Genomic DNA, 22146 nt, shown 5'->3' with positions numbered 1-22146 from the left:
GAATCAGATACCCCAGAGAATCTGCACACCCCAGACGAAGTAAGCGAACATCGCGACGCCGCATACTGCCTGGAAAAGGAAACGTACTGCAGTCGCGGACTTGCCCAGCGCCATTGGCGTCAGGTAGTCGGTCGCGATGGTCCACATGCCGACCCAGGCGTGAGCGCCCAGGGCAACCAGTGCCAGCAGACTGAAGATACGCATTCCGTTGTGGGCGAACAGGCCGTGCCATTGGTCGTAGCCAATGCCCGGGTTCGCGGCGAGGTAGCCGATCAGGAATATGAAATAAGCCGCGAGAACGACCGCAGACACACGCTGTGCCATCCAGTCATAGAGGCCCGAACGCGAAAGGTTTGTAACGCTGGTTACCATATCCAAACTCCTGCCAGAACGATCAGCACCACGGAAACGGCGATGATCAGTTTCGAGCCCAGGCGGCCGCCTTCCAGCGTCTCACCGATGCCCATGTCCATGATCAAGTGGCGCACACCGGCAACCAGGTGATACAGAAGAGCGGACAGGAGGCCCCATGCTACGAACTTGGCCAGCGGGCTGGTCAAGCATGCCTTCACCTCGACATAACCTTCCTCGGAACCCAGGGATTTGCCCAATGCATAAAGCATGATGCCAAGGCCCAGGAAGAGGATGATGCCGGAAACACGGTGAAGAAACGACGTAACGCCGGTGATGGGGAGTTTGATGGTCCTTAGGTCTAGGTTTACAGGTCGTTGGCTTTTCACGGCTTTTTTTTCACACTGAAGAGCCCCTAACAATCAGGGCAAAGTTGTTGGGGAGTGCACTGGTCAGGTAACCACCACCCAGGGATGCGACCCCCAATGAAAGCAAGCCCAAAAGCCCTTGGCGGTCGGTCGCCGAGTATAGACAGTTAGGCTACTAATGACAACGCAATCGCCTACCCCCAATAGCGGATTGCACAAGTCGTATAAAAGGCGTAAATGGCAGGCAATTTCGAGGAAAAAGTGCGGTTAAAGCCTTCTGGAGCAAGACTTTAGGCAAATTGACATTCGAATTTATCTCACTATAGTGGTGCGGGCCCTGCGTGGGGGGTCTGTCTGATGATTTCAAGCATAAATAGGAGGCCACATGGCTGACAAAAAAGCGCAGTTGATCATCGAGGGCGCAGCCCCCGTCGAGCTGCCCATTTTAACCGGCACCGTTGGTCCCGATGTTATCGATGTTCGGGGCCTGACGGCCACGGGCCGCTTCACTTTCGACCCCGGTTTCATGTCGACCGCTTCCTGCGAATCGAAGATCACCTATATCGACGGCGACAACGGCATCCTGCTGCACCGCGGCTACCCGATCGAACAGCTGGCTGAAAAGTCGGACTACCTGGAAACCTGCTACCTGCTGCTGAACGGCGAACTGCCGACCGCAGAACAGAAGGCCCAGTTCGTCGGCACCGTGAAGAACCACACCATGGTTCACGAGCAGCTGAAAACCTTCTTCAACGGCTTCCGCCGTGACGCCCACCCGATGGCTGTCATGTGTGGTGTAGTCGGCGCCCTCTCGGCCTTCTACCACGACTCCCTCGACATCAATAACCCGCAGCATCGCGAAATCTCCGCGATCCGCCTGGTTGCCAAGATGCCGACCCTGGCCGCGATGGTTTACAAGTACTCCATGGGTCAACCCATGATGTACCCGCGCAACGACCTGTCGTACGCGGAAAACTTCCTGCACATGATGTTCAACACCCCGTGCGAGATCAAACCGATCAGCCCGGTGCTCGCCAAGGCCATGGACCGGATCTTCATCCTCCACGCCGACCACGAGCAGAACGCCTCGACCTCCACCGTGCGTCTGGCGGGCTCCTCGGGCGCCAACCCGTTCGCCTGTATCGCCGCCGGCATCGCCGCACTGTGGGGCCCTGCCCACGGCGGTGCGAACGAAGCCGTGCTGACCATGCTCGATGAAATCGGCGATGTTTCGAACATCGACAAGTTCATCGCCAAGGCCAAGGACAAGAACGATCCGTTCAAGTTGATGGGCTTCGGTCACCGCGTCTACAAGAACCGCGACCCACGTGCGACCGTGATGAAGCAGACCTGCGACGAAGTGTTGAAGGAACTGGGCATCCAGAACGATCCGCAACTCGAACTGGCCATGCGCCTGGAAGAGATCGCCCTGACCGACCCGTACTTCATCGAGCGCTCGCTGTACCCGAACGTCGACTTCTACTCGGGGATCATCCTCAAGGCGATCGGCATTCCGACCAGCATGTTCACTGTGATCTTCGCCCTGGCACGTACTGTCGGCTGGATTTCGCACTGGAAGGAAATGCTCTCCAGCCCGTACAAGATTGGCCGTCCGCGTCAGCTGTACACTGGCTACGAGTCGCGGGATATCACCAAGCTGGAAGACCGCAAATAAGAGCTGTCTTGCGATAGCGCCTTAAGTTGTATCGGAAACGGCCTCCATGAGAATGGGGGCCGTTTTTTTGTTTTTGGCATATCAGCGGCCTTTGGGCCGACTGTTTTTTTTGTTGATTGGGTACATATCCGTTGCTTCGGGTGCTGCCGCTGGCGGTTTCGCTCTTACAGCGAGTCCCTTTTTCAAACGCCAAAAAGGAACCAAAAGGCTTTTGCCCCGGCGTACGGCACTTCGCTTAGGCTCAGTGTTCCCTCGCTACGGTGTCCATCAGGGGGCATCGCCTACGGTTTGCTTCGCTGCACCTCCTCTCGATGTATGCGGCTGCGCCGCACGGCGCTACGCGCCTACCCCCTGATGGACACCTCCGCTCGGCCTGCCGAAGGGGCTAAAGATCAAAAGCCAGAGCCAGAGCAGAAGCCAGATCAAGAGCCCCCCCTCACCCTAGCCCTCCCGAAACGTCGGACCGCCCGTAGGGAGAGGGAACCGACCGAGTTGTTTGGGAGAATTGCGCCGACATGAAATACCGCGTCGAACTCAGACTCTGAAAAGCCCACAAATCGGCTCCCTCTCCTCGGGGAGAGGGCTAGGGTGAGGGGTAAACCCACCACAAAACAAAAGCCGAACACCCGCCCTTCACCACTCACCACGATGAGCGTTAGCTCGAGTACCGCTTCTGATCGCAGGGCCCGTCGGCAGGCTGAGTGGAGGGATTGATCCGGGGGTGGGAGCGCAGCGACCGTGCGGCGCAGCCGCATGCATCGAGAGGAGGTGCAGCGAAGCAAACCGTAGGCGATGCCCCCGGATCAATCCCGGAGCGAAGGAACCCCGAGCCTCAGCGAGGGGCCGTACGTCAGGGCAGAGACCTTTTGGTTACTTTTGGGGCGTTTGCCAAAAGTGACCCGCCGTAAGGGCGGAACCCCAAGAAGCCGTTACCGCAGCAACGGATATACACCCACCTCCCAAGAACACCCGATAACCGCCCACAAAAAAAATGCCCCAATCTCTCGACCAGGGCATTTTCAATTCAAATCAACCTACACAAAAAGCCTCAGTGCGAAACCGCCCCACTAGCCCCCAACCCAGTCTGCGAACGCACAAACTGCGGGAAGAACGCCGCACGCTCGTTCTCTGCCGCCACCGACTTATCGGTGATCGAGAAGAACCAGATCCCGATAAACGCAATGATCATCGAGAACAACGCCGGATACTCATAAGGGAAGATCGCCTTCTCATGATGCAGAATCTGCACCCAGATGGTCGGGCCAAGAATCATCAGACCCACCGCACTCACCAGACCCAGCCAGCCGCCAATCATGGCGCCACGGGTGGTCAGCTTCTTCCAGTACATCGAAAGCAGCAGCACCGGGAAGTTGCAGCTCGCCGCGATGGAGAACGCCAGACCAACCATGAACGCAATGTTCTGGCTTTCGAACAGGATGCCCAGGCCGATGGCCAGAACGCCCAGCGCGATGGTGGTGATCTTCGAAACGCGGATTTCATCCTTCTCGTTGGCCTTGCCCTTCTTGATCACGCTGGCGTACAGGTCGTGAGACACCGCCGAAGCACCGGCCAGGGTCAGGCCGGCCACTACTGCCAGAATGGTCGCGAACGCCACCGCCGAGATGAAGCCGAGGAACACGCTGCCGCCCACGGCGTTGGCCAGGTGCACCGCCGCCATGTTGTTGCCCCCGAGCAGAGCGCCCGCTGCATCTTTAAAGGCCGGATTGGTGCTGACCAGCAGGATCGCGCCGAAGCCGATGATGAAGGTCAGGATGTAGAAGTAGCCAATGAAACCGGTCGCGTACAGCACGCTCTTGCGGGCTTCTTTCGCGTCGCTGACAGTGAAGAAGCGCATCAGGATGTGCGGCAGGCCGGCGGTACCGAACATCAGTGCCAGACCCAGGGAGAACGCCGAGATCGGATCTTTGACCAGACCGCCCGGGCTCATGATCGCTTCGCCCTTGGCGTGAACCTTGATCGCTTCGGAGAACAGGGTGTTGAAGTCGAAGTTGACGTGCTTCATCACCATCAGCGCCATGAACGAAGCACCGGACAGCAACAGCACCGCCTTGATGATCTGTACCCAGGTGGTCGCCAGCATGCCGCCGAACAGCACGTACATGCACATCAGGATACCGACCAGAATCACCGCAACGTGGTAGTCGAGACCGAACAGCAGCTGGATCAGCTTGCCGGCACCGACCATTTGCGCGATCAGGTAGAACGCCACCACCACCAGCGAACCGCAGGCAGACAGCGTGCGGATCTGGGTTTGCCCGAGGCGGTAGGACGCCACGTCGGCAAAGGTGTATTTGCCCAGGTTACGCAGACGCTCGGCGATCAGGAACAGAATGATCGGCCAGCCCACCAGGAAGCCGATCGAGTAGATCAGGCCGTCGTAGCCGGAGGTGAACACCAGCGCGGAAATCCCCAGGAAGGACGCCGCCGACATGTAGTCACCGGCAATCGCCAGACCGTTCTGGAACCCGGTGATCTTGCCGCCCGCCGCGTAGTAGTCGGCCGCCGAGTTGTTGCGCTTGGACGCCCAGTAAGTGATGCACAGGGTTGCGCCAACGAACGCCACGAACATGACGATCGCGGAAACGTTGAGTGGTTGTTTGTGGACTTCGCCGGTCAGGGCGTCAGCGGCCCAGACGGCTGGAGCGAACGCTGCGATGCTCAAAAGAGCCAGTAGACGCCGGATCATTGCTGAGCCTCCTTGAGAATCGCGTTGTTCAGGTCGTCGAACTCGCCATTGGCGCGGCGTACATAAATGCCGGTCAGGATGAAGGCCGAGACAATCAGTCCGACACCGATCGGGATGCCCCAGGTGATGGATGATTCGGGACTGATTTTCGTGCCGAGCACTTGCGGCCCGTACGCGATCAGAAGGATGAAGCCGGAGTAGAGCCCGAGCATGATCGCCGAGAGTATCCAGGCGAACCTTTCTCTTTTCTTGACCAGCTCCTTGAAGCGCGGGCTGTTCTGAATCGAGAGGTAAATGCTGTCGTTCATTGTTTTTATCCTCGCAGCACAGATTTTTATTTTTGGAACGTATCCACTGTATGCGGCTGCGAGCCGGGTTCCAGACGACCTTAGTAGTAGAACGCCATGACGTTTTTGCCAATTTCCAGACCAGCCGAAAACGCCCACGCCTGCCTATTAATAGAGGACAAACAAAAAAGGCCGCCCGACTGTCATGTCGGGCGGCCCTGGGAAGCGCAGATTAGACGCTTCGGCTTAAATCACTTGGTCCAGTCGGCAACACGCTCAGGGTGCTTGGCAACCCAATCCTTGGCCGCTGCGTCAGGTTTTGCACCGTCCTGAATCGCCAGCATGACTTCGCCGATTTCGTCTTTCGAAGCCCACTGGAAGTTCTTCAGGAACTTGGCCACTTCCGGCGCCTTGGTCGCCAGTTCCTTGCTGCCGATGCTGTTCACGGTTTCAGCCGCGCCGTACACGCCTTTCGGGTCGTCGAGGAAGCGCAGTTTCCACTTGGCGAACATCCAGTGCGGCACCCAGCCGGTAACGGCGATGGATTCGTTTTTCTTCTCGGCACGGGTCAGCTCGGCAATCATGCCGGCGCCGGAACTGGCCTTGAGTTGATAACCCGTCAGGTCGTAATCCTTGATCGCCTGATCGGTCTTGAGCATAACGCCTGAACCGGCGTCGATGCCGACGATGCGCTTCTTGAAGGAGTCGTCGGTTTTCAGGTCTTCGATGGTCTTGGCCTTGACGTACTCCGGCACGATCAGACCGATTTTCGCGTCCTTGAAGTTCGGGCCGTAATCGACGACCTGATCCTTGTTCTTGGTCCAGTATTCGCCGTGAGTCACGGGCAGCCAGGCCGAGAGCATGGCGTCGAGTTTGCCGGTGGCAACGCCCTGCCACATGATGCCGGTGGCGACGGCCTGCAGTTTCACGTCGTAGCCGAGTTTCTGCTTGATCACTTCGGCCGCCACGTGGGTGGTCGCGACGCTGTCGGACCAGCCGTCAACGTAACCGATGTTCAGGGTCTGTTTTTCAGCGCTGGCGAAAGTGGAGCCCATCGCAAATACCAGAGCGGCACCTGCGCCTAAAAGTCGTCGCATCTTCATCGTTACTTCCCCGAAATGCTGCGCCCGACGGATGCCGGGCATCGTCAACGTGTTGTTATGGTGCTCGGCGCCCCCATCACGCCCGTTCGCGAACTCGTTCGAACATCAGCGGAGTACTGATGAGTCCGATCATCAACCTGACGCCCGTTAAGACCTGCTCTGCCAGCGACCTCGAAGCAACGAGAAACGACATCAGAAAGCCATTAACTGCCTCCGGATATTTGGCGCCAGACAATCCGCCCGAACTTTGCATGTCAAAATCGTGCGGGCCACCAACCTGCTTATAAATGCAGGTAACATGCGTCGCTTTGCAGCCACTCGGCCTGACCATGTCCGCAACTTCCCGTTTCCCCTTTCTTCCTTATCTGTTCGCCTGCCTGCTCGGGCTGTTTGCCCTGTGCGGTTTCTGGTACGGCCTCGGCAAACCGGTGATCCTGCCGGACGTCGCCACCCCGACCCACAAGTTGCAATGCGCCTCCTACACCCCGTTTGATAAAGACCAGTCGCCGTTCGACGTGCCGTTCAAACTGCGCCCGGAGCGCATGGACGCCGATCTCGCCCTGCTCGCCACCCGCTTCGAATGCATTCGCACCTACTCGATGACCGGCCTCGAAGCGCTGCCGGATCTGGCGCGCAAACATGGTTTGAAGTTGATGATCGGCGCGTGGGTCAACAGCAATCCGGTCGACACCGAGAAGGAAGTCGACTTGCTGATCGCCTCGGCCAATGTCAACCCGGACGTGGTCAGCGTGGTGATCGTCGGCAACGAAGCCTTGCTCCGTAAAGAGGTCACCGCGACCCAATTGGTGAAGCTGATCAACAAGGTCAAGAGCCACATCAAGCAGCCGGTGACCTACGCCGATGTCTGGGAGTTCTGGCTCAAGCACCCGGAAGTCGCGCCGGCGGTGGATTTCCTGACCATTCACTTGCTGCCGTACTGGGAAGACGATCCGTCGAACATCGACGCCGCGCTGCATCATGTGGCGCAAGTGCGTCAGGTGTTCGGCAACAAGTTCGCTCCAAAAGACGTGATGATCGGCGAAACCGGCTGGCCGAGCGAAGGCCGCCAGCGTGAGACCGCCCTGCCGAGCCGGGTCAACGAGGCCAAGTTCATTCGTGGATTTGTCACCCTCGCCGAACAGGAAGGTTGGCGTTACAACCTGATCGAAGCGTTTGATCAGCCGTGGAAGCGCGGCAGCGAAGGCGCGGTCGGCGGTTACTGGGGGCTGTTCGATGCGGATCGCCAGGACAAGGGCGTGTTGGCCGGGCCGGTGTCGAATGTGCCGTACTGGTCCCAGTGGCTGGCGGTCGGCGGAGTGATCTTCCTCGGCACATTGCTGCTGGGCGGTCGGGTTCGTACGACGCGCTCGGCGCTGATCCTGCCGTTGCTCGGCGCCCTCGCCGCCTGCTCCATCGGCGCCTGGGGCGATCTGGCGCGGGTGACCACGCGGTTTGCCAGCGAATGGCTGTGGGTCGGTTTGCTGACGATCCTGAATCTGTTGGTGCTGGCCCATGCCGCGCTGACCTTGAGCGCCCGCAATGGCTGGCGTGAACAGGCGTTCAACGCTTTCGAGCGACGGGCCGGCTGGCTGGTGGCGGCAGCCGGTTTCGCCGCTGCCGTGATGATGCTCGAACTGGTGTTCGATCCGCGTTATCGCAGTTTTCCGAGCATGGCCTTCATTCTGCCGGCGCTGGTTTACCTGTGCCGCCCGGTCAGCGTGGCCCGTCGGGAGATCGCCCTGCTGACCTTCATCATCGGCGCAGGCATTGCGCCGCAGCTGTTCCGTGAAGGATTGCAGAATCAGCAGGCGTGGGGCTGGGCGCTGGTCAGCGTGTTGATGGTGGCTGCACTTTGGCGCTGCCTGCGGGTTCGCAAAGCCTGATTCACAGAGAATACCCGCGATGACTGACGATCAGGCCTCGCGGGATTCCCGGACCAGTCGCAACCCGGCAATCACCACCGCAAACACGGCCAGCGTCGTGTTGTACAGCGCCAGCGCCGGCAACCCGAACACCAGCGCCAGCACCGCCAGCCACCACCCTGCCCGGCCCGGCACGACAAAACCGAGCACGGCTGCAGCGACCGCCGCCCAGCCCAGCAGCTTGAAATGAATCAGCAGGCCCAGGTTCGAGCGCACCGAGCATTCCCAGCGGCTCGCCTCATCCACGCAGATGCCCACCCACTGCGCATCCTCCATGAAGCCATAACGCGCGCCATAACTGGCAGCCAGCCACAACGGCAACAGAACGAGCAGCAGAATCACGGGCAAGCGGCGGGACATGGAACACTCCAATCGACGAAATCGGCGGCCAGCTTAATCTGCCGCCGCGCATACGCAAGGACTAACAACTCTTAACTGGTCATTCCTTCCTTGCAAAGTGTATCGTCCGGCTACTATTACTCCGAATTCTGTCAGTTTGGTGCCGTGGCATGGCACTTTGACGCAAACCCGGTGGTCATAGCCTGCGAACTTCATTCGGCACCTTCCTCTAAGGGATCCAGTCATGCTCCGTTCCTTGCGCTTCGCCGCCCTGTTTGGCGGCCTTATTCTGAGTGCGTCCGCGCTGGCGGTGGATATCGACGCCGCCAGCTATGGCTATCCCCTGACCAACCCGTTCGAGGCGACCATCGCCACCACGCCGCCGGACTTGCGCCCGGAACTGCCACTGGACGACGACATCGATCAGGCCGATCGCAGCATCACCCTGCGTCCCGAGCGCGAATTCATCCTGCCGGACAATTTCTGGCCGGTGAAAAAACTCACCTACCGCATCGCCACTCAGGACAAGGCCGCGCCGCTGATCTTCCTGATCGCCGGCACCGGCGCGCGCTACGACAGCACGCTCAACGAGTACCTGAAGAAGCTTTATTACAAGGCCGGCTACCACGTGGTGCAGCTGTCATCGCCGACCAGCTTCGACTTCATGAGCGCCGCCTCGCGTTTCGCCACCCCCGGCGTGACCAAGGAAGACGCCGAAGACATGTACCGGGTGATGCAGGCCGTACGGGCGCAAAACCCGAAACTGCCGGTCACCGACTATTACCTCAGCGGCTACAGCCTCGGCGCCCTGGACGCGGCCTTCGTGGCGCATCTGGATGAAACCCGTCGCAGCTTCAACTTCAAGAAAGTCCTGCTGCTGAATCCGCCGGTCAACCTCTACACCTCGATCACCAACCTCGACAAGCTGGTGCAGACCGAGGTCAAGGGCATCAACAACAGCACCACCTTCTATGAACTGGTGCTGAACAAACTGACCCGCTACTTCCAGCAGAAGGGCTACATCGACCTCAACGATGCGCTGCTCTACGACTTCCAGCAGTCCAAGCAGCACCTGAGCAACGAGCAGATGGCGATGCTGATCGGCACGTCATTCCGTTTCTCGGCGGCCGATATCGCGTTCACTTCGGACCTGATCAACCGTCGCGGCCTGATCACCCCGCCGAAATTCCCGATCACCGAAGGCACCAGCCTCACGCCGTTCCTCAAGCGTGCGCTGCAATGCGACTTCGACTGCTACCTCACCGAACAGGTGATCCCGATGTGGCGCGCCCGCACCGACGGCGGCAGCCTGCTGCAACTGATCGATCAGGTCAGCCTGTATGCGTTGAAGGATTACCTGCACGACAGCCCGAAAATCGCCGTCATGCACAACGCCGACGACGTGATCCTCGGCCCGGGCGATCTCGGTTTCCTGCGCCGGACCTTCGGCGATCGCCTGACCGTTTACCCGCTGGGCGGCCATTGCGGCAACCTTAACTACCGCGTCAACAGCGACGCCATGCTGGAGTTCTTCCGTGGCTAAATATCTCCTGCTGATTGCAGCGCTCCTCAGTGCAGGTATGGCCCAGGCCGACAACAGCAAAGCCAATGCACCGGTGGTCATCGACAGCGACGGTTTCAAGGAGCCGCTGTCCAAACTCAAGTTCAACCCGGGGCTGGATCAGCGCGAGTTCGAGCGCTCGACCCTCAGCGCGCTGAACGTCTATGACCCGCTGGAAGAGTGGAACCGCCGCGTCTACCACTTCAACTACCGCTTCGACCAATGGGTGTTCCTGCCGGTGGTCGATGGCTATCGCTACATCACCCCGAGCTTCGTGCGCACCGGCGTGAGCAACTTCTTCAACAACATTGGCGACGTGCCGAACCTGGTCAACAGCCTGTTGCAGTTCAAGGGCAAGCGCTCGATGGAAACCACCGCGCGCCTGCTGCTCAATACCACCATCGGCATCGCCGGACTCTGGGACCCGGCTACCGCCATGGGCCTGCCGCGCCAGAGCGAAGACTTCGGCCAGACCCTGGGCTTCTACGGCGTACCGGGCGGCGCCTATTTCGTGCTGCCGATCCTCGGCCCGTCGAACCTGCGCGACACCGCAGGCCTGGCCGTGGACTACACCGCCGAGTCCGCGATCAACTTCCTCAATGTCTCGGAAGTCAGCTCCAACCACCCGGAAGTCTGGGTACTGCGTGGCGTCGACAAGCGTTACCAGACCAGCTTCCGCTACGGTCAGCTGAACTCGCCGTTCGAGTACGAAAAGGTGCGCTACGTCTACACCGAGTCGCGCAAGTTGCAGATCGCCGAGTAAAAACGCCGGCCACAAAAAAGGCCATTCGATGCGAGTCGAATGGCCTTTTTGTTTGCCTCAGGATTTAGCCTTTCAGGGCTTTCCAGACTTTACCGATCACGGACACGCCCGCCAGCACCACCGCACCCGCGATGATCCCCGCCACGCCATTCAACAGCATCGGCACCACAAACCCGGCGCCACCGGCCGCAGCGCCGACGCTCTCGATCCAGTGATGCATCACCGGTACGCCGTGGGTCAGGATGCCGCCACCGACCAGGAACATCGCTGCAGTGCCGATCACCGACAGGCTTTTCATCATGTACGGCGCAGCGCGCAGGATGCCGTTGCCGATACTTTTGGCCATCTGCCCAGGCTTCTGAGTCAGCCACAGACCGAGGTCGTCGAGTTTGACGATACCGGCCACCAATCCGTAAACGCCCACGGTCATGACAATAGCGATGCCCGACATCACGATCACTTGCTGGGTCAGCGAAGCATCGGCCACGGTGCCGAGGGTGATGGCGATGATTTCCGCCGAGAGGATGAAGTCGGTGCGGATCGCGCCCTTGATCTTATCCTTCTCGTACGCCACCAGATCGGTGGCAGGATCGGCCACGGCGTCGACCAGTTGCGCATGCTCGGCCTCGTCTTCGGCCTTGCTGTGCAGGAACTTGTGCGCGAGCTTTTCGAAACCCTCGAAACACAGGTAGGCGCCGCCGACCATCAGCAGCGGCGTCACCAGCCACGGCACGAACGCACTGATCGCCAGCGCCGACGGCACCAGGATCAGTTTGTTGACGAACGAGCCCTTGGCCACCGCCCAGACCACCGGGATTTCCCGCTCCGCGCGTACGCCGGAGACTTGCTGGGCGTTGAGCGCCAAGTCGTCGCCGAGCACGCCGGCGGTCTTCTTGGCAGCCATTTTGGTCATCAACGCAACGTCGTCCAGAACGGTCGCGATGTCGTCGATCAGCACCAGCAAACTGCTTCCTGCCATGAATCATGTTTCCTTATGTTAATAATGCCGCGCAGCATACCGCGACTGCGGGCCAGACGGGGCATTGTTGAGCGCCGCGCGAGGCCGGTGCTACCATGCGCAACCGCCAGAACAGGCAAGGAACCACCGGGTTTATGAGCACAATCCGCGAGCGCAACAAAGAACTGATCCTGCGTGCAGCCAGTGAAGAGTTTGCCGACAAGGGCTTCGCTGCGACCAAAACCAGCGACATCGCCGCCAAGGCAGGACTGCCCAAGCCCAACGTCTATTACTACTTCAAGTCCAAGGAAAACCTCTACCGCGAGGTGCTGGAAAGTATCATCGTGCCGATCCTGCAGGCCTCGACCCCGTTCAATCCGGACGGCGTACCGAGCGAAGTGCTGAGCGGCTACATCCGCTCGAAGATCCGCATCTCCCGCGACCTGCCCTTCGCCTCCAAGGTGTTCGCCAGCGAAATCATGCACGGCGCCCCACACCTGAGCGCCGACCTGGTCGAGCAACTCAACGGCCAGGCCAAGCACAACATCGACTGCATCCAGACCTGGATCGACCGCGGCCAGATCGCCCCGATCGACCCCAACCACCTGATGTTCAGCATCTGGGCCGCAACCCAGACCTACGCCGACTTCGACTGGCAGATCTCCGCCGTCACCGGCAAGGACAAGCTCGACGAAGCCGACTATGAAGCCGCGGCACAAACCATCATCCGGTTGGTGCTCAAGGGCTGCGAGCCGGACTGAAGTCCGCACCTCCAGACACAAACAAGCCCGCCCTCACATGATCCTGTGAGGGCGGGCTTGTGCGTTTCAGCGGCTATTCGGTTTTAGCCACTCAGGCTGCCACCCCCGCATCCGCCCGCAGATCCAGGGCCTCCACGGCCTTGATCGCGACCTGCTCATCGATGTCCGACAGATCGCCGCTGATGCCGATCGCACCCAGTACGTTGCCCGCCTGATCACGAATCAACACACCACCCGGTGCCGGCACGACACTGCCCTGCCCCATGCTGTTGAGGGCGGCGATGAACGCCGGGCGTTGTTGCGCGTCCAGCGCCAGCAGGCGTGAGCCCTTGCCCAGGGCGATGGCGCCCCAGGCTTTGCCGATGGCGATGTTCGGGCGCAGCAGGCTGGCGCCGTCTTCGCGTTGCAGGGTGACCAGATGGCCACCGGTATCCAGTACTGCGATGGTCAGCGGCGCGGCGGAGATCGCCCGCCCTGCATTGATGGCTTCGTTGACCAGCTTGACTGCGACTTTCAAGGTTAAAGCGCTCATGGTGCCGTCCTCATTTTGTTATTGGGAAAGTCGTTGGACTGCGCGCAAGTGCCGCAGCCCGATGCAACAAATAGAACACAATGAATTATCTTTTTGTATACAATAATTCTCGAAAAGCGCCTCATGCGACGAAAAGCCACAGCAGAACAGGCTTCCGACGAATGAAACAGGCGCTTGAGAAAATGGATTGACCTGCGCCGTCCGCCGTGAATACACTCTGCGCAAAGCCACTTGTATACAATTACAAAACGTAAAGAGGCACAAAACCATGAGCAAAATGAGAGCAATCGAAGCCGCCGTTCTGGTGATGCGCCGTGAAGGGGTTGATACCGCTTTTGGCATTCCAGGCGCTGCAATCAACCCGCTGTACTCCGCCCTGCAGAAAGTCGGTGGCATCGATCACGTCCTCGCTCGCCACGTTGAAGGCGCCTCGCACATGGCCGAGGGCTACACCCGCACCAAGGCCGGCAACATCGGCGTGTGCATCGGTACTTCCGGCCCGGCCGGTACTGACATGGTCACCGGTCTGTACAGCGCCTCCGCGGACTCGATCCCGATCCTCTGCATCACCGGGCAAGCCCCCCGCGCCCGTATGCACAAGGAAGACTTCCAGGCCGTCGACATCACCAGCATCGTCAAGCCGGTGACCAAGTGGGCGACCACCGTTCTGGAGCCGGGCCAGGTGCCTTACGCCTTCCAGAAAGCCTTCTACGAAATGCGCTCCGGCCGTCCGGGCCCGGTGCTGATCGACCTGCCGTTCGACGTGCAGATGGCCGAAATCGAATTCGACATCGACGCCTACCAGCCACTGCCGCTGGCCAAGCCGAGCGCGACCCGCGTGCAAGTCGAAAAAGCCCTGGCGATGCTGGATCAGGCCGAACGTCCATTGCTGGTGGCCGGCGGCGGCATCATCAACGCCGACGCCAGCGAGTTGCTGGTCGAGTTCGCCGAGCTGACTGGCATTCCAGTGATCCCGACCCTGATGGGCTGGGGCACCATTCCGGACGATCACCCGCTGATGGTCGGCATGGTCGGTCTGCAGACTTCGCACCGCTACGGCAACGCCACGATGCTGAAATCCGACGTGGTACTGGGCGTCGGCAACCGCTGGGCGAACCGTCATACCGGCTCGGTCGACGTTTACACCGAAGGCCGCAAGTTCATTCACGTCGACATCGAACCGACCCAGATCGGCCGCGTGTTCACCCCGGACCTGGGCATCGTGTCCGACGCCGCTGCCGCGCTGACCGTGTTCATCGAAGTCGCCCGTGAATGGCAAGCCGCCGGCAAACTGAAAAACCGCAGCGCCTGGCTGCAGGACTGCCAGCAGCGCAAGGCCAGCCTGCACCGCAAGACCCACTTCGACAACGTGCCGGTCAAGCCGCAGCGCGTTTACGAAGAAATGAACCAGGTGTTCGGCAAGGACACCTGCTACGTCAGCACCATTGGTCTGTCGCAGATTGCCGGCGCGCAGTTCCTGCACGTCTACAAGCCGCGTCACTGGATCAACTGCGGCCAGGCAGGCCCGTTGGGCTGGACCATTCCGGCAGCGCTGGGCGTGGTGAAGGCCGATCCGAACCGTAAAGTCGTGGCCCTGTCGGGGGACTATGACTTCCAGTTCATGATCGAAGAACTGGCGGTCGGCGCTCAGTTCAAACTGCCGTACATCCACGTCGTGGTGAACAACTCGTACCTGGGGCTGATCCGTCAGGCCCAGCGCGGTTTCGATATGGACTACTGCGTGCAGCTGTCCTTCGATAACCTGAACGCGCCGGAACTCAACGGTTATGGTGTCGACCACGTCGCAGTCGCCGAAGGCCTGGGCTGCAAGGCACTGCGTGTGTTCGAACCGGCTGACATCGCCCCTGCCCTGCGCAAGGCCGAAGAGCTGATCGAAGAGTTCAAGGTGCCGGTGATCGTCGAGATCATTCTGGAGCGTGTGACCAACATCTCCATGGGGACCGAGATCAACGCCGTCAACGAATTCGAAGACCTGGCGCTGGTCGGCAACGATGCGCCAACGGCGATTTCGCTGCTCGATTAACTGCTTTTGCTTGATCGTTCCCACGTCGAGGCGTCGAACCGTCTGCGTGGGAATGCAGCCGGGGACGCTCTGCGTCCCAAAGCGGACGCAGAGCGTCCATAGAGGCATTCCCACGCAGAGCGTGGGAACGAGAATCTAGAACGGGAGACCACCATGCCGCGTTTCGCAGCCAACCTGTCCATGCTGTTCACCGAACAGGATTTCCTTGCCCGTTTCGACGCCGCCGCCAAGGCCGGCTTCAGCGGTGTCGAGTATCTGTTCCCGTACGATTTCAGTTCTGCCGAAATCAAGGCCAGACTCGACGCCAACGGTCTGACCCAAGTGCTGTTCAACCTGCCGGCCGGTGACTGGGCCAAGGGCGAGCGCGGTATCGCGTGCCTGCCGGACCGGGTCGAAGAGTTCCGCGCCGGGGTTGATCTGGCCATCGCTTACGCCCAGGTGCTGGGCAACACCCAGGTCAACTGCCTGGCCGGCATCCGTCCACAGGGCGTGGACGATGCCACCGTTGAAAAGACCTTCGTCGCCAACCTCAAGTACGCCGCCGACAAGCTGCAAGCCGTCGGCATCAAACTGGTGATGGAAGCGATCAACACCCGCGACATCCCGGGCTTCTACCTGAACAACACGGCGCAGGCCCTGTCGATTCGCGAGCAGGTCGGCAGCGCCAATCTGTTCCTGCAATACGACATCTATCACATGCAAATCATGGAAGGCGATCTGGCCCGCACCCTGCAATCGCACCTGGCCGAGATCAACCATGTGCAGCTGGCCGACAACCCGGGCCGCAACGAGCCGGGCACCGGCGAGATCAACTACCGCTTCCTGTTCGAACACCTCGATCGCATCGGTTATCAGGGCTGGGTCGGCTGTGAGTACAAACCGCTGACCACCACGGAAGCAGGCCTCGGCTGGCTGAAGACCCACAACGCGATTTAAGAACAATGCAAAACCCTGTGGGAGCGGACTTGCTCGCGAAGACGGTGTGTCAGTCACCGAAGATGTTGAATGTTGAACCGCATTCGCGAGCAAGCCCGCTCCCACCCGAAGCAACACCCCCTATTTGCTTGAGCAAGACAAAAACAAGAGGATTTTCTCATGGCTAAAATCGGATTCATCGGCACCGGCATCATGGGCCACCCAATGGCGGCGAACCTGCAGAAAGCCGGTCACAGCCTGTTCCTGTCGGCGCACCACGACACCGCCCCTGCCGACCTGGTCGCCGCTGGCGCCGTCGCTCTGGCCAACCCACGCGAAGTGGCGCAGGAAGCTGAATTCATCATCGTCATGGTGCCGGATACTCCGCAGGTCGACGACGTGCTGTTCCGCGCCGACGGCGTCGCTGCCGGCATCGGCAAAGGCAAGGTCGTGATCGACATGAGCTCGATCTCGCCGACCGCCACCAAGGCGTTCGCCGCGAAGATCAACGAGAAAGGCGCGCAATACCTCGACGCCCCGGTGTCCGGTGGTGAAGTCGGTGCCAAGGCCGCGACCCTGAGCATCATGGTCGGTGGCGACGCCGATGCCTTCGAACGCGCACTGCCGCTGTTCCAGGCCATGGGCAAGAACATCACCCTGGTCGGTGGCAATGGCGACGGTCAGACCGCCAAGGTTGCGAACCAGATCATCGTTGCCCTGAACATTCAGGCCGTGGCCGAAGCCCTGCTGTTCGCTTCGAAAAACGGTGCCGATCCGGCCAAGGTGCGCGAAGCGCTGATGGGCGGTTTCGCTTCCTCGAAGATCCTCGAAGTGCACGGCGAGCGCATGATCAAGGGCACCTTCGATCCGGGCTTCCGCATCAGCCTGCACCAGAAGGACCTGAACCTGGCCCTGCAAGGCGCCAAGGAGCTGAACATCAACCTGCCGAACACCGCCAACGCCCAGCAAGTGTTCAGCACCTGCGCGGCCATCGGTGGCAGCAACTGGGACCACTCGGCGCTGATCAAGGGCCTGGAACACATGGCCAACTTCTCGATTCGCGACAAGAAGTAAGCCCTGCCCCGTCGCTCGTTCCCACGTCGAGGCGTCGAACCGTTTGCGTGGGAATGCAGCCCGGGACGCTCCGCGTCCCTGCCGAAGCGGACGCAGAGCGTCCATTGAGGCATTCCCACGCAGAGCGTGGGAACGATCACCCGCACTAACCAAGAACAATAAGAATGGGAGCCCGCCATGTCGGTCGATCCGCAACAACTGCTGCGCGAGCTGTTTGCCACAGCCATCGACGCGGCCCATCCGAACCAGGTCCTCGAAGCGCATCTGCCGGCCGATCGCACCGGTCGCGTGATCGTTATCGGCGCCGGCAAGGCTGCCGCTGCCATGGCGCAAGTGGTCGAGCGCTGCTGGGAAGGTGAAGTTTCGGGCCTTGTGGTGACCCGCTACGGTCACGGCGCCCCGTGCGAAAAAATCGAAGTGGTCGAAGCCGCGCACCCGGTGCCGGACGCTGCCGGTCTGGCCGTGGCCAAACGCGTGCTGGAACTGGTCAGCAACCTGACTGAAGACGACCGCGTGATCTTCCTGTTGTCCGGCGGCGGCTCTGCCCTGCTGGCGCTGCCGGCCGAAGGCATCACCCTGGCCGACAAGCAGTCGATCAACAAAGCCCTGCTCAAATCCGGCGCGACCATCGGCGAGATGAACTGCGTGCGCAAGCACCTCTCGGCGATCAAGGGCGGACGCCTGGGCAAAGCCTGCTGGCCGGCGACTGTTTATACCTACGCGATTTCCGATGTACCGGGCGATCTTGCCACGGTCATCGCCTCCGGCCCGACCGTGGCCGACCCGAGCACCAGCGCCGAAGCGTTGGCCATCATCAAGCGCTACGGCATCGAAATTCCGGCGTCGGTGCGCAGCTGGCTGCAAAGCCCGGAATCGGAAACCGTCAAACCCGGCGATCCGAGCCTGGCCCGCAGTCACTTCCAGTTGATCGCCCGCCCTCAGCAATCGCTGGACGCGGCGGCGGTGAAATGCCGTCAGGCCGGCTTCAGCACGCTGATCCTTGGCGACCTGGAAGGCGAATCCCGCGAAGTGGCGAAAGTCCACGCCGGCATCGCGCGCCAGATCATCCATCACGGCCAGCCACTGGCAGCGCCGTGCGTGATCCTCTCCGGCGGCGAAACCACGGTGACCGTGCGCGGCAATGGCCGTGGCGGGCGCAACGCCGAATTCCTCCTCAGCCTCACCGACAGCCTCAAGGGCCAGCCGGGCGTCTATGCGCTGGCCGGTGACACCGACGGCATCGACGGCTCGGAAGACAACGCCGGCGCGATCATGACCCCGGACAGCTACGCCCGCGCCGCTGCCCTCGGCCTGAGCGCCAGCGACGAGCTGGATAACAACAACGGCTACGGCTACTTCGCGGCGCTCGATGCGCTGATCGTCACCGAGCCGACCCGCACCAACGTCAACGACTTCCGCGCCATCCTGATCCTCGAGAGCTCTAAATCATGACGCCTGATAAAAAGGTCAAAATCCTCGCCACCCTCGGGCCTGCCGTCGACGGCATCGAAGACATCCGCGAGCTGGTCGAGGCCGGGGTCAACATCTTCCGCCTCAACTTCAGCCACGGCGATCACGCCGACCACGCCAAGCGCTATCAGTGGATCCGCGAAGTCGAGCGCCAGCTCAACTATCCGCTCGGGATCCTGATGGACCTGCAAGGGCCGAAACTGCGGGTCGGCAAGTTCGCTGACGGCAAGGTGCAACTGCATCGCGGCCAGGCGTTCCGCCTCGATCTGGACACGACACCGGGCGACGAACGCCGGGTGAACCTGCCGCATCCGGAGATCATCGCCGCGCTGGAAGCCGGCATGGACCTGCTGCTCGATGACGGCAAACTGCGCCTGCGGGTCGTGACCAAATACACCGACGCGATCGACACCACCGTGCTCAATGGCGGCGAACTGTCGGACCGCAAAGGCGTGAACGTGCCGCAAGCGGTGCTCGACCTGAGCCCGCTGACCACCAAGGATCGTCGCGACCTGAGCTTCGGTCTGGAGCTGGGTGTGGACTGGGTCGCGCTGTCGTTCGTGCAGCGTCCGCAAGACATCATCGAGGCCCGCACGCTGATCGGCGACAAGGCGTTCCTGATGGCGAAAATCGAGAAGCCGTCGGCCGTCGAGCAACTGCGCGAGATCGCCGAACTGAGCGACGCGATCATGGTGGCTCGCGGTGACCTGGGCGTGGAAGTGCCGGCCGAGAGCGTGCCGCAAATCCAGAAGAACATCATCACCACTTGCCGCCAGCTCGGCAAACCAGTGGTGGTGGCGACGCAGATGCTCGAGTCGATGCGCTTCTCCCCGGCGCCGACCCGCGCCGAAGTCACCGACGTGGCCAACGCCGTGGCCGAAGGCGCCGATGCGGTGATGCTGTCGGCAGAAACCGCGTCCGGCGAGTACCCGCTGGAGGCCGTGCAGATGATGAGCAAGATCATCCGCCAGGTGGAGAACGGTCCGGACTACCAGACCCAGCTCGACGTCAGCCGGCCGAAAGCCGAAGCGACCGTGTCCGATGCGATCAGTTGCGCGATCCGCCGGATCAGCAACGTGCTGCCAGTGGCTGTGCTGGTCAACTACAGCGAGTCCGGCGCATCGAGTCTGCGTGCGGCACGGGAGCGGCCAAAGGCACCGATCCTCAACCTGACGCCGAACCTGCAGACCGCCCGCCGCTTGAGCGTGGCGTGGGGCATTCATTCGGTGGTCAATGATCGCCTGCGTCAGGTGGATGAGGTGTGCTCGACCGCGCTGGAAATCGCGCAGGCGCAAGGAATGGCCGAGCGTGGCGATACGTTGCTGATCACCGCGGGTGTGCCGTTCGGGCAGCCGGGGTCGACGAATTCGCTGCGGATCGAAACATTGATTTAACCACTGACCAAGATCGTTCCCACGCTCCACGTGGGAATGCGGCCCGGGACGCTCCGCGTCCCAAGAGCAGACGCAGAGCGTCCTTTGAGGCATTCCCACGCAGACGGTTCGACGTGGGAACGATCAGTACTGACTTTTTAGAACTGCCATGCCTGCCAATCATTTCAACACCCACTGCCCTGACTGGGCCGAAGCGTTGCTCAACGGCTTCAGTCAAATCTTCCTCCAGCGCCATCCGCTGTGTGGACTCCTGTGCCTTCTGGCCATTTTATTCACCGCGCCGGTGCTGTTCGCCGGCGCGCTGCTCGGCGCGGTCGCCGGTTTGCTCACCGCGCAACGGCGCAACTACGCCAAGGCGGATCGCCAGGCCGGACTGTTCAGCTACAACGGCGTACTGGTCGGCCTGTTGCTGAGCCTGTATTTCCCCTGGTCGCCGATGCTGCCGCCGCTGATTCTGGCGGCCGGTGGCCTGAGCGCGATGATCACGCAGCAGTGGCTCAAACGCGCACGCCTCACCGAGTACCTGCCCGCCTACACCGCGCCGTTCGTGTTGCTGAGCTGGGTGTTCTTGTGTTTCGCCGAGCCTTCGACGCCGGCTCCGGCGCTTGAACTGAACACCGTGAACCTGCTCGGTGCCGCCCTGAAAGGCTTCGGTCAGGTGATGTTCCTCGACCATCCGTTGGCCGGTGGATTGATCGCCGCCGGTTTGCTGATCGCCGATCGCCGGGCCTTTGCCTGGGCGCTGCTGGCTTCGGTAATCGGTCTGGGTTCCAGCCTGTTGCACCACGACAGCCAGATCGCGTTGTTGGGCCTGGGCGGCTACAACGCCGTCCTCGCCGCCCTCGCCTTCAGCGCCCAGCGCCAACAACCGTGGCTGCCGCTGTTCGGCATCGGTCTGGCGCTGCTGCTGACGCCGCTGTTCAGTGCCCTGGGTCTGGCAACCCTCACGGCACCGTTCATTCTCGCCTGCTGGCTGCTGCGCACCGGCATTCGCCTGATGCAACAACCGCAGATCAGCGGCGCGCCTTGCGCTCGCGGGGAGAATCAACCTAGGCTGCGCTGATCTTTGATTCAGGCGTGATCCATGGACAGTAACCAGCACTGGCGTGAACAGCTTTACGTCATGATTTTCCAGAGCGACACCCCCGCCGGGCGACGTTTCGACGGCATCCTGCTGTTGATCATTCTCGCCAGCCTGGTGATCGTGATGCTCGACAGCATCGACAGCGTTCACCGCAATTACGCCGATGTGCTGGCGTATATCGAGTGGGGGTTCACCATCATCTTTGCCGGCGAGTACATCCTGCGTCTGTACTGCTCACCCAAACCGTTGCGCTATGCCTTCAGTTTTTACGGATTGGTGGATCTGCTGGCGATCGTGCCGGGCATCCTCGCGCTGTACTACAGCGATGCGCAGTACTTGCTGATTATCCGGATCATCCGGATGCTGCGAATTTTCCGCGTCCTCAAACTCAGTCCGTACCTCAAGCAAGCCAACTACCTGATGTCGGCGCTGCGTGGCAGCAAGCAGAAGATCGTGGTGTTTCTGGTGAGCGTCTGCACACTGGTGACGGTCTTCGGCACGTTGATGTACGTGATCGAAGGCCCGGAACACGGTTTCACCAGCATTCCCAAGGGTATCTATTGGGCTATCGTGACCCTGACCACCGTCGGCTTTGGCGACATCGTGCCGAAGACTCCGTTGGGCCAGGTGATTTCGTCGCTGGTGATGATCACCGGTTACTCGATCATCGCGGTGCCCACCGGGATCTTCACCGCCGAACTGGCCAATGCGATGCGTGGTGAACAGTTGCAACACGACTGCCCGGTTTGCCAGAAAAAAAGCCATGAAAGCGGCGCCGCATTCTGTTCGCGATGCGGTAATCCGTTATTCAAGAAAATGGAATAAGCAAAGTTCTTTT

General features: G+C 60.8%; 20 protein-coding genes. 12 read left to right on the top strand and 8 right to left on the bottom strand.

Features of this window, described 5'->3' with window-relative positions:
* Positions 1 to 3: 3 nt before the first annotated feature.
* Positions 4 to 372, bottom strand: coding sequence for a succinate dehydrogenase, hydrophobic membrane anchor protein (gene sdhD / locus ACEN93_RS25215; protein ID WP_007977503.1), 369 nt, complete (start codon positions 370 to 372; stop codon positions 4 to 6).
* The gene (gene sdhC / locus ACEN93_RS25210; protein ID WP_011333113.1) at positions 366 to 740 is read right to left on the bottom strand and encodes a succinate dehydrogenase, cytochrome b556 subunit; all 375 of its coding nucleotides are present in this window, start codon (positions 738 to 740) and stop codon (positions 366 to 368) included. The genes sdhD and sdhC overlap by 7 nt, the downstream gene beginning before the upstream one ends.
* A 364-nt stretch (positions 741 to 1104) precedes the next feature.
* Between sdhC and gltA the strand changes: the two genes are divergently transcribed.
* Positions 1105 to 2394 carry a citrate synthase gene (gene gltA / locus ACEN93_RS25205; protein WP_007959044.1) on the top strand — a complete coding sequence of 430 codons (1290 nt, stop codon included), beginning with the start codon at positions 1105 to 1107 and terminating at the stop codon, positions 2392 to 2394.
* 1048 nt (positions 2395 to 3442) lie between these two features.
* Here gltA and ACEN93_RS25200 read toward each other — a convergent pair.
* The 3 genes from ACEN93_RS25200 to ACEN93_RS25190 all read right to left on the bottom strand — a co-directional run bounded on the left by ACEN93_RS25200 (position 3443) and on the right by ACEN93_RS25190 (position 6491).
* Positions 3443 to 5101 (bottom strand): cation acetate symporter, encoded by a 1659-nt coding sequence (locus tag ACEN93_RS25200; RefSeq protein WP_074687559.1) that lies wholly within the window; start codon positions 5099 to 5101, stop codon positions 3443 to 3445.
* Positions 5098 to 5409, bottom strand: coding sequence for a DUF485 domain-containing protein (locus ACEN93_RS25195; RefSeq protein ID WP_011333111.1), 312 nt, complete (start codon positions 5407 to 5409; stop codon positions 5098 to 5100). The genes ACEN93_RS25200 and ACEN93_RS25195 overlap by 4 nt, the downstream gene beginning before the upstream one ends.
* Before the next feature lie 230 nt (positions 5410 to 5639).
* On the bottom strand, positions 5640 to 6491 hold the full coding sequence (locus ACEN93_RS25190; RefSeq protein ID WP_039769782.1) for a glycine betaine ABC transporter substrate-binding protein: 852 nt from the start codon (positions 6489 to 6491) through the stop codon (positions 5640 to 5642).
* A gap of 287 nt (positions 6492 to 6778) precedes the next feature.
* Between ACEN93_RS25190 and ACEN93_RS25185 the strand changes: the two genes are divergently transcribed.
* Positions 6779 to 8374: a glycoside hydrolase family 17 protein gene (locus ACEN93_RS25185; RefSeq protein ID WP_495610644.1), complete on the top strand. Its 1596-nt coding sequence runs from the start codon at positions 6779 to 6781 to the stop codon at positions 8372 to 8374.
* 30 nt (positions 8375 to 8404) lie between these two features.
* Here the strand turns inward: ACEN93_RS25185 and ACEN93_RS25180 are convergent, their stop codons facing one another.
* Positions 8405 to 8773, bottom strand: a complete 369-nt coding sequence (locus tag ACEN93_RS25180; protein WP_495610643.1) for a hypothetical protein — start codon at positions 8771 to 8773, stop codon at positions 8405 to 8407.
* Positions 8774 to 8996: 223 nt separating this feature from the next.
* On the opposite strand from ACEN93_RS25180, the gene ACEN93_RS25175 reads away from it, so the two are divergent.
* On the top strand, positions 8997 to 10295 hold the full coding sequence (locus tag ACEN93_RS25175) for a serine/threonine protein kinase (RefSeq protein WP_039769776.1): 1299 nt from the start codon (positions 8997 to 8999) through the stop codon (positions 10293 to 10295).
* On the top strand, positions 10288 to 11076 hold the full coding sequence (locus tag ACEN93_RS25170; protein ID WP_007959292.1) for an MlaA family lipoprotein: 789 nt from the start codon (positions 10288 to 10290) through the stop codon (positions 11074 to 11076). Before ACEN93_RS25175 ends, ACEN93_RS25170 begins: the two co-directional genes overlap by 8 nt.
* A 64-nt stretch (positions 11077 to 11140) precedes the next feature.
* On the opposite strand, the gene ACEN93_RS25165 is transcribed toward ACEN93_RS25170, so the two are convergent.
* Positions 11141 to 12055 (bottom strand): DUF808 domain-containing protein, encoded by a 915-nt coding sequence (locus ACEN93_RS25165; protein WP_495610642.1) that lies wholly within the window; start codon positions 12053 to 12055, stop codon positions 11141 to 11143.
* Between the two features lie 134 nt (positions 12056 to 12189).
* Here ACEN93_RS25165 and ACEN93_RS25160 point away from each other — a divergent pair, with 134 nt between their 5' ends.
* Positions 12190 to 12795 (top strand): TetR/AcrR family transcriptional regulator, encoded by a 606-nt coding sequence (locus ACEN93_RS25160; RefSeq protein WP_007959290.1) that lies wholly within the window; start codon positions 12190 to 12192, stop codon positions 12793 to 12795.
* A 91-nt stretch (positions 12796 to 12886) separates the two neighbouring features.
* Here ACEN93_RS25160 and ACEN93_RS25155 read toward each other — a convergent pair whose 3' ends face one another.
* Positions 12887 to 13327 carry a GlcG/HbpS family heme-binding protein gene (locus tag ACEN93_RS25155; RefSeq protein WP_011333104.1) on the bottom strand — a complete coding sequence of 147 codons (441 nt, stop codon included), beginning with the start codon at positions 13325 to 13327 and terminating at the stop codon, positions 12887 to 12889.
* A 268-nt stretch (positions 13328 to 13595) separates the two neighbouring features.
* Between ACEN93_RS25155 and gcl the strand changes: the two genes are divergently transcribed.
* The 7 genes from gcl (at position 13596) to ACEN93_RS25120 (ending at position 22133) form a co-directional block, all read left to right on the top strand.
* Positions 13596 to 15371 (top strand): glyoxylate carboligase, encoded by a 1776-nt coding sequence (gene gcl, locus ACEN93_RS25150; protein ID WP_085747087.1) that lies wholly within the window; start codon positions 13596 to 13598, stop codon positions 15369 to 15371.
* Between the two features lie 153 nt (positions 15372 to 15524).
* Positions 15525 to 16307 carry a hydroxypyruvate isomerase gene (gene hyi, locus ACEN93_RS25145; protein WP_011333102.1) on the top strand — a complete coding sequence of 261 codons (783 nt, stop codon included), beginning with the start codon at positions 15525 to 15527 and terminating at the stop codon, positions 16305 to 16307.
* 159 nt (positions 16308 to 16466) lie between these two features.
* Positions 16467 to 17360 carry a 2-hydroxy-3-oxopropionate reductase gene (locus ACEN93_RS25140; protein ID WP_495610641.1) on the top strand — a complete coding sequence of 298 codons (894 nt, stop codon included), beginning with the start codon at positions 16467 to 16469 and terminating at the stop codon, positions 17358 to 17360.
* 177 nt (positions 17361 to 17537) lie between these two features.
* Positions 17538 to 18812, top strand: coding sequence for a glycerate kinase type-2 family protein (locus tag ACEN93_RS25135; protein WP_064594446.1), 1275 nt, complete (start codon positions 17538 to 17540; stop codon positions 18810 to 18812).
* Positions 18809 to 20224 carry a pyruvate kinase gene (gene pyk / locus ACEN93_RS25130; RefSeq protein WP_495610640.1) on the top strand — a complete coding sequence of 472 codons (1416 nt, stop codon included), beginning with the start codon at positions 18809 to 18811 and terminating at the stop codon, positions 20222 to 20224. The genes ACEN93_RS25135 and pyk overlap by 4 nt, the downstream gene beginning before the upstream one ends.
* A 148-nt stretch (positions 20225 to 20372) precedes the next feature.
* The gene (locus tag ACEN93_RS25125) at positions 20373 to 21287 is read left to right on the top strand and encodes an urea transporter (protein WP_495610639.1); all 915 of its coding nucleotides are present in this window, start codon (positions 20373 to 20375) and stop codon (positions 21285 to 21287) included.
* A 21-nt stretch (positions 21288 to 21308) separates the two neighbouring features.
* Positions 21309 to 22133: an ion transporter gene (locus ACEN93_RS25120; RefSeq protein ID WP_039769763.1), complete on the top strand. Its 825-nt coding sequence runs from the start codon at positions 21309 to 21311 to the stop codon at positions 22131 to 22133.
* Positions 22134 to 22146 lie beyond the last annotated feature (13 nt).

The sequence above is a fragment of the Pseudomonas sp. Pseusp21 genome, assembly GCF_059492145.1.
Note: the sequence above shows the minus strand (reverse complement) of the source record. Positions and strands in the feature narration are given on the sequence as shown.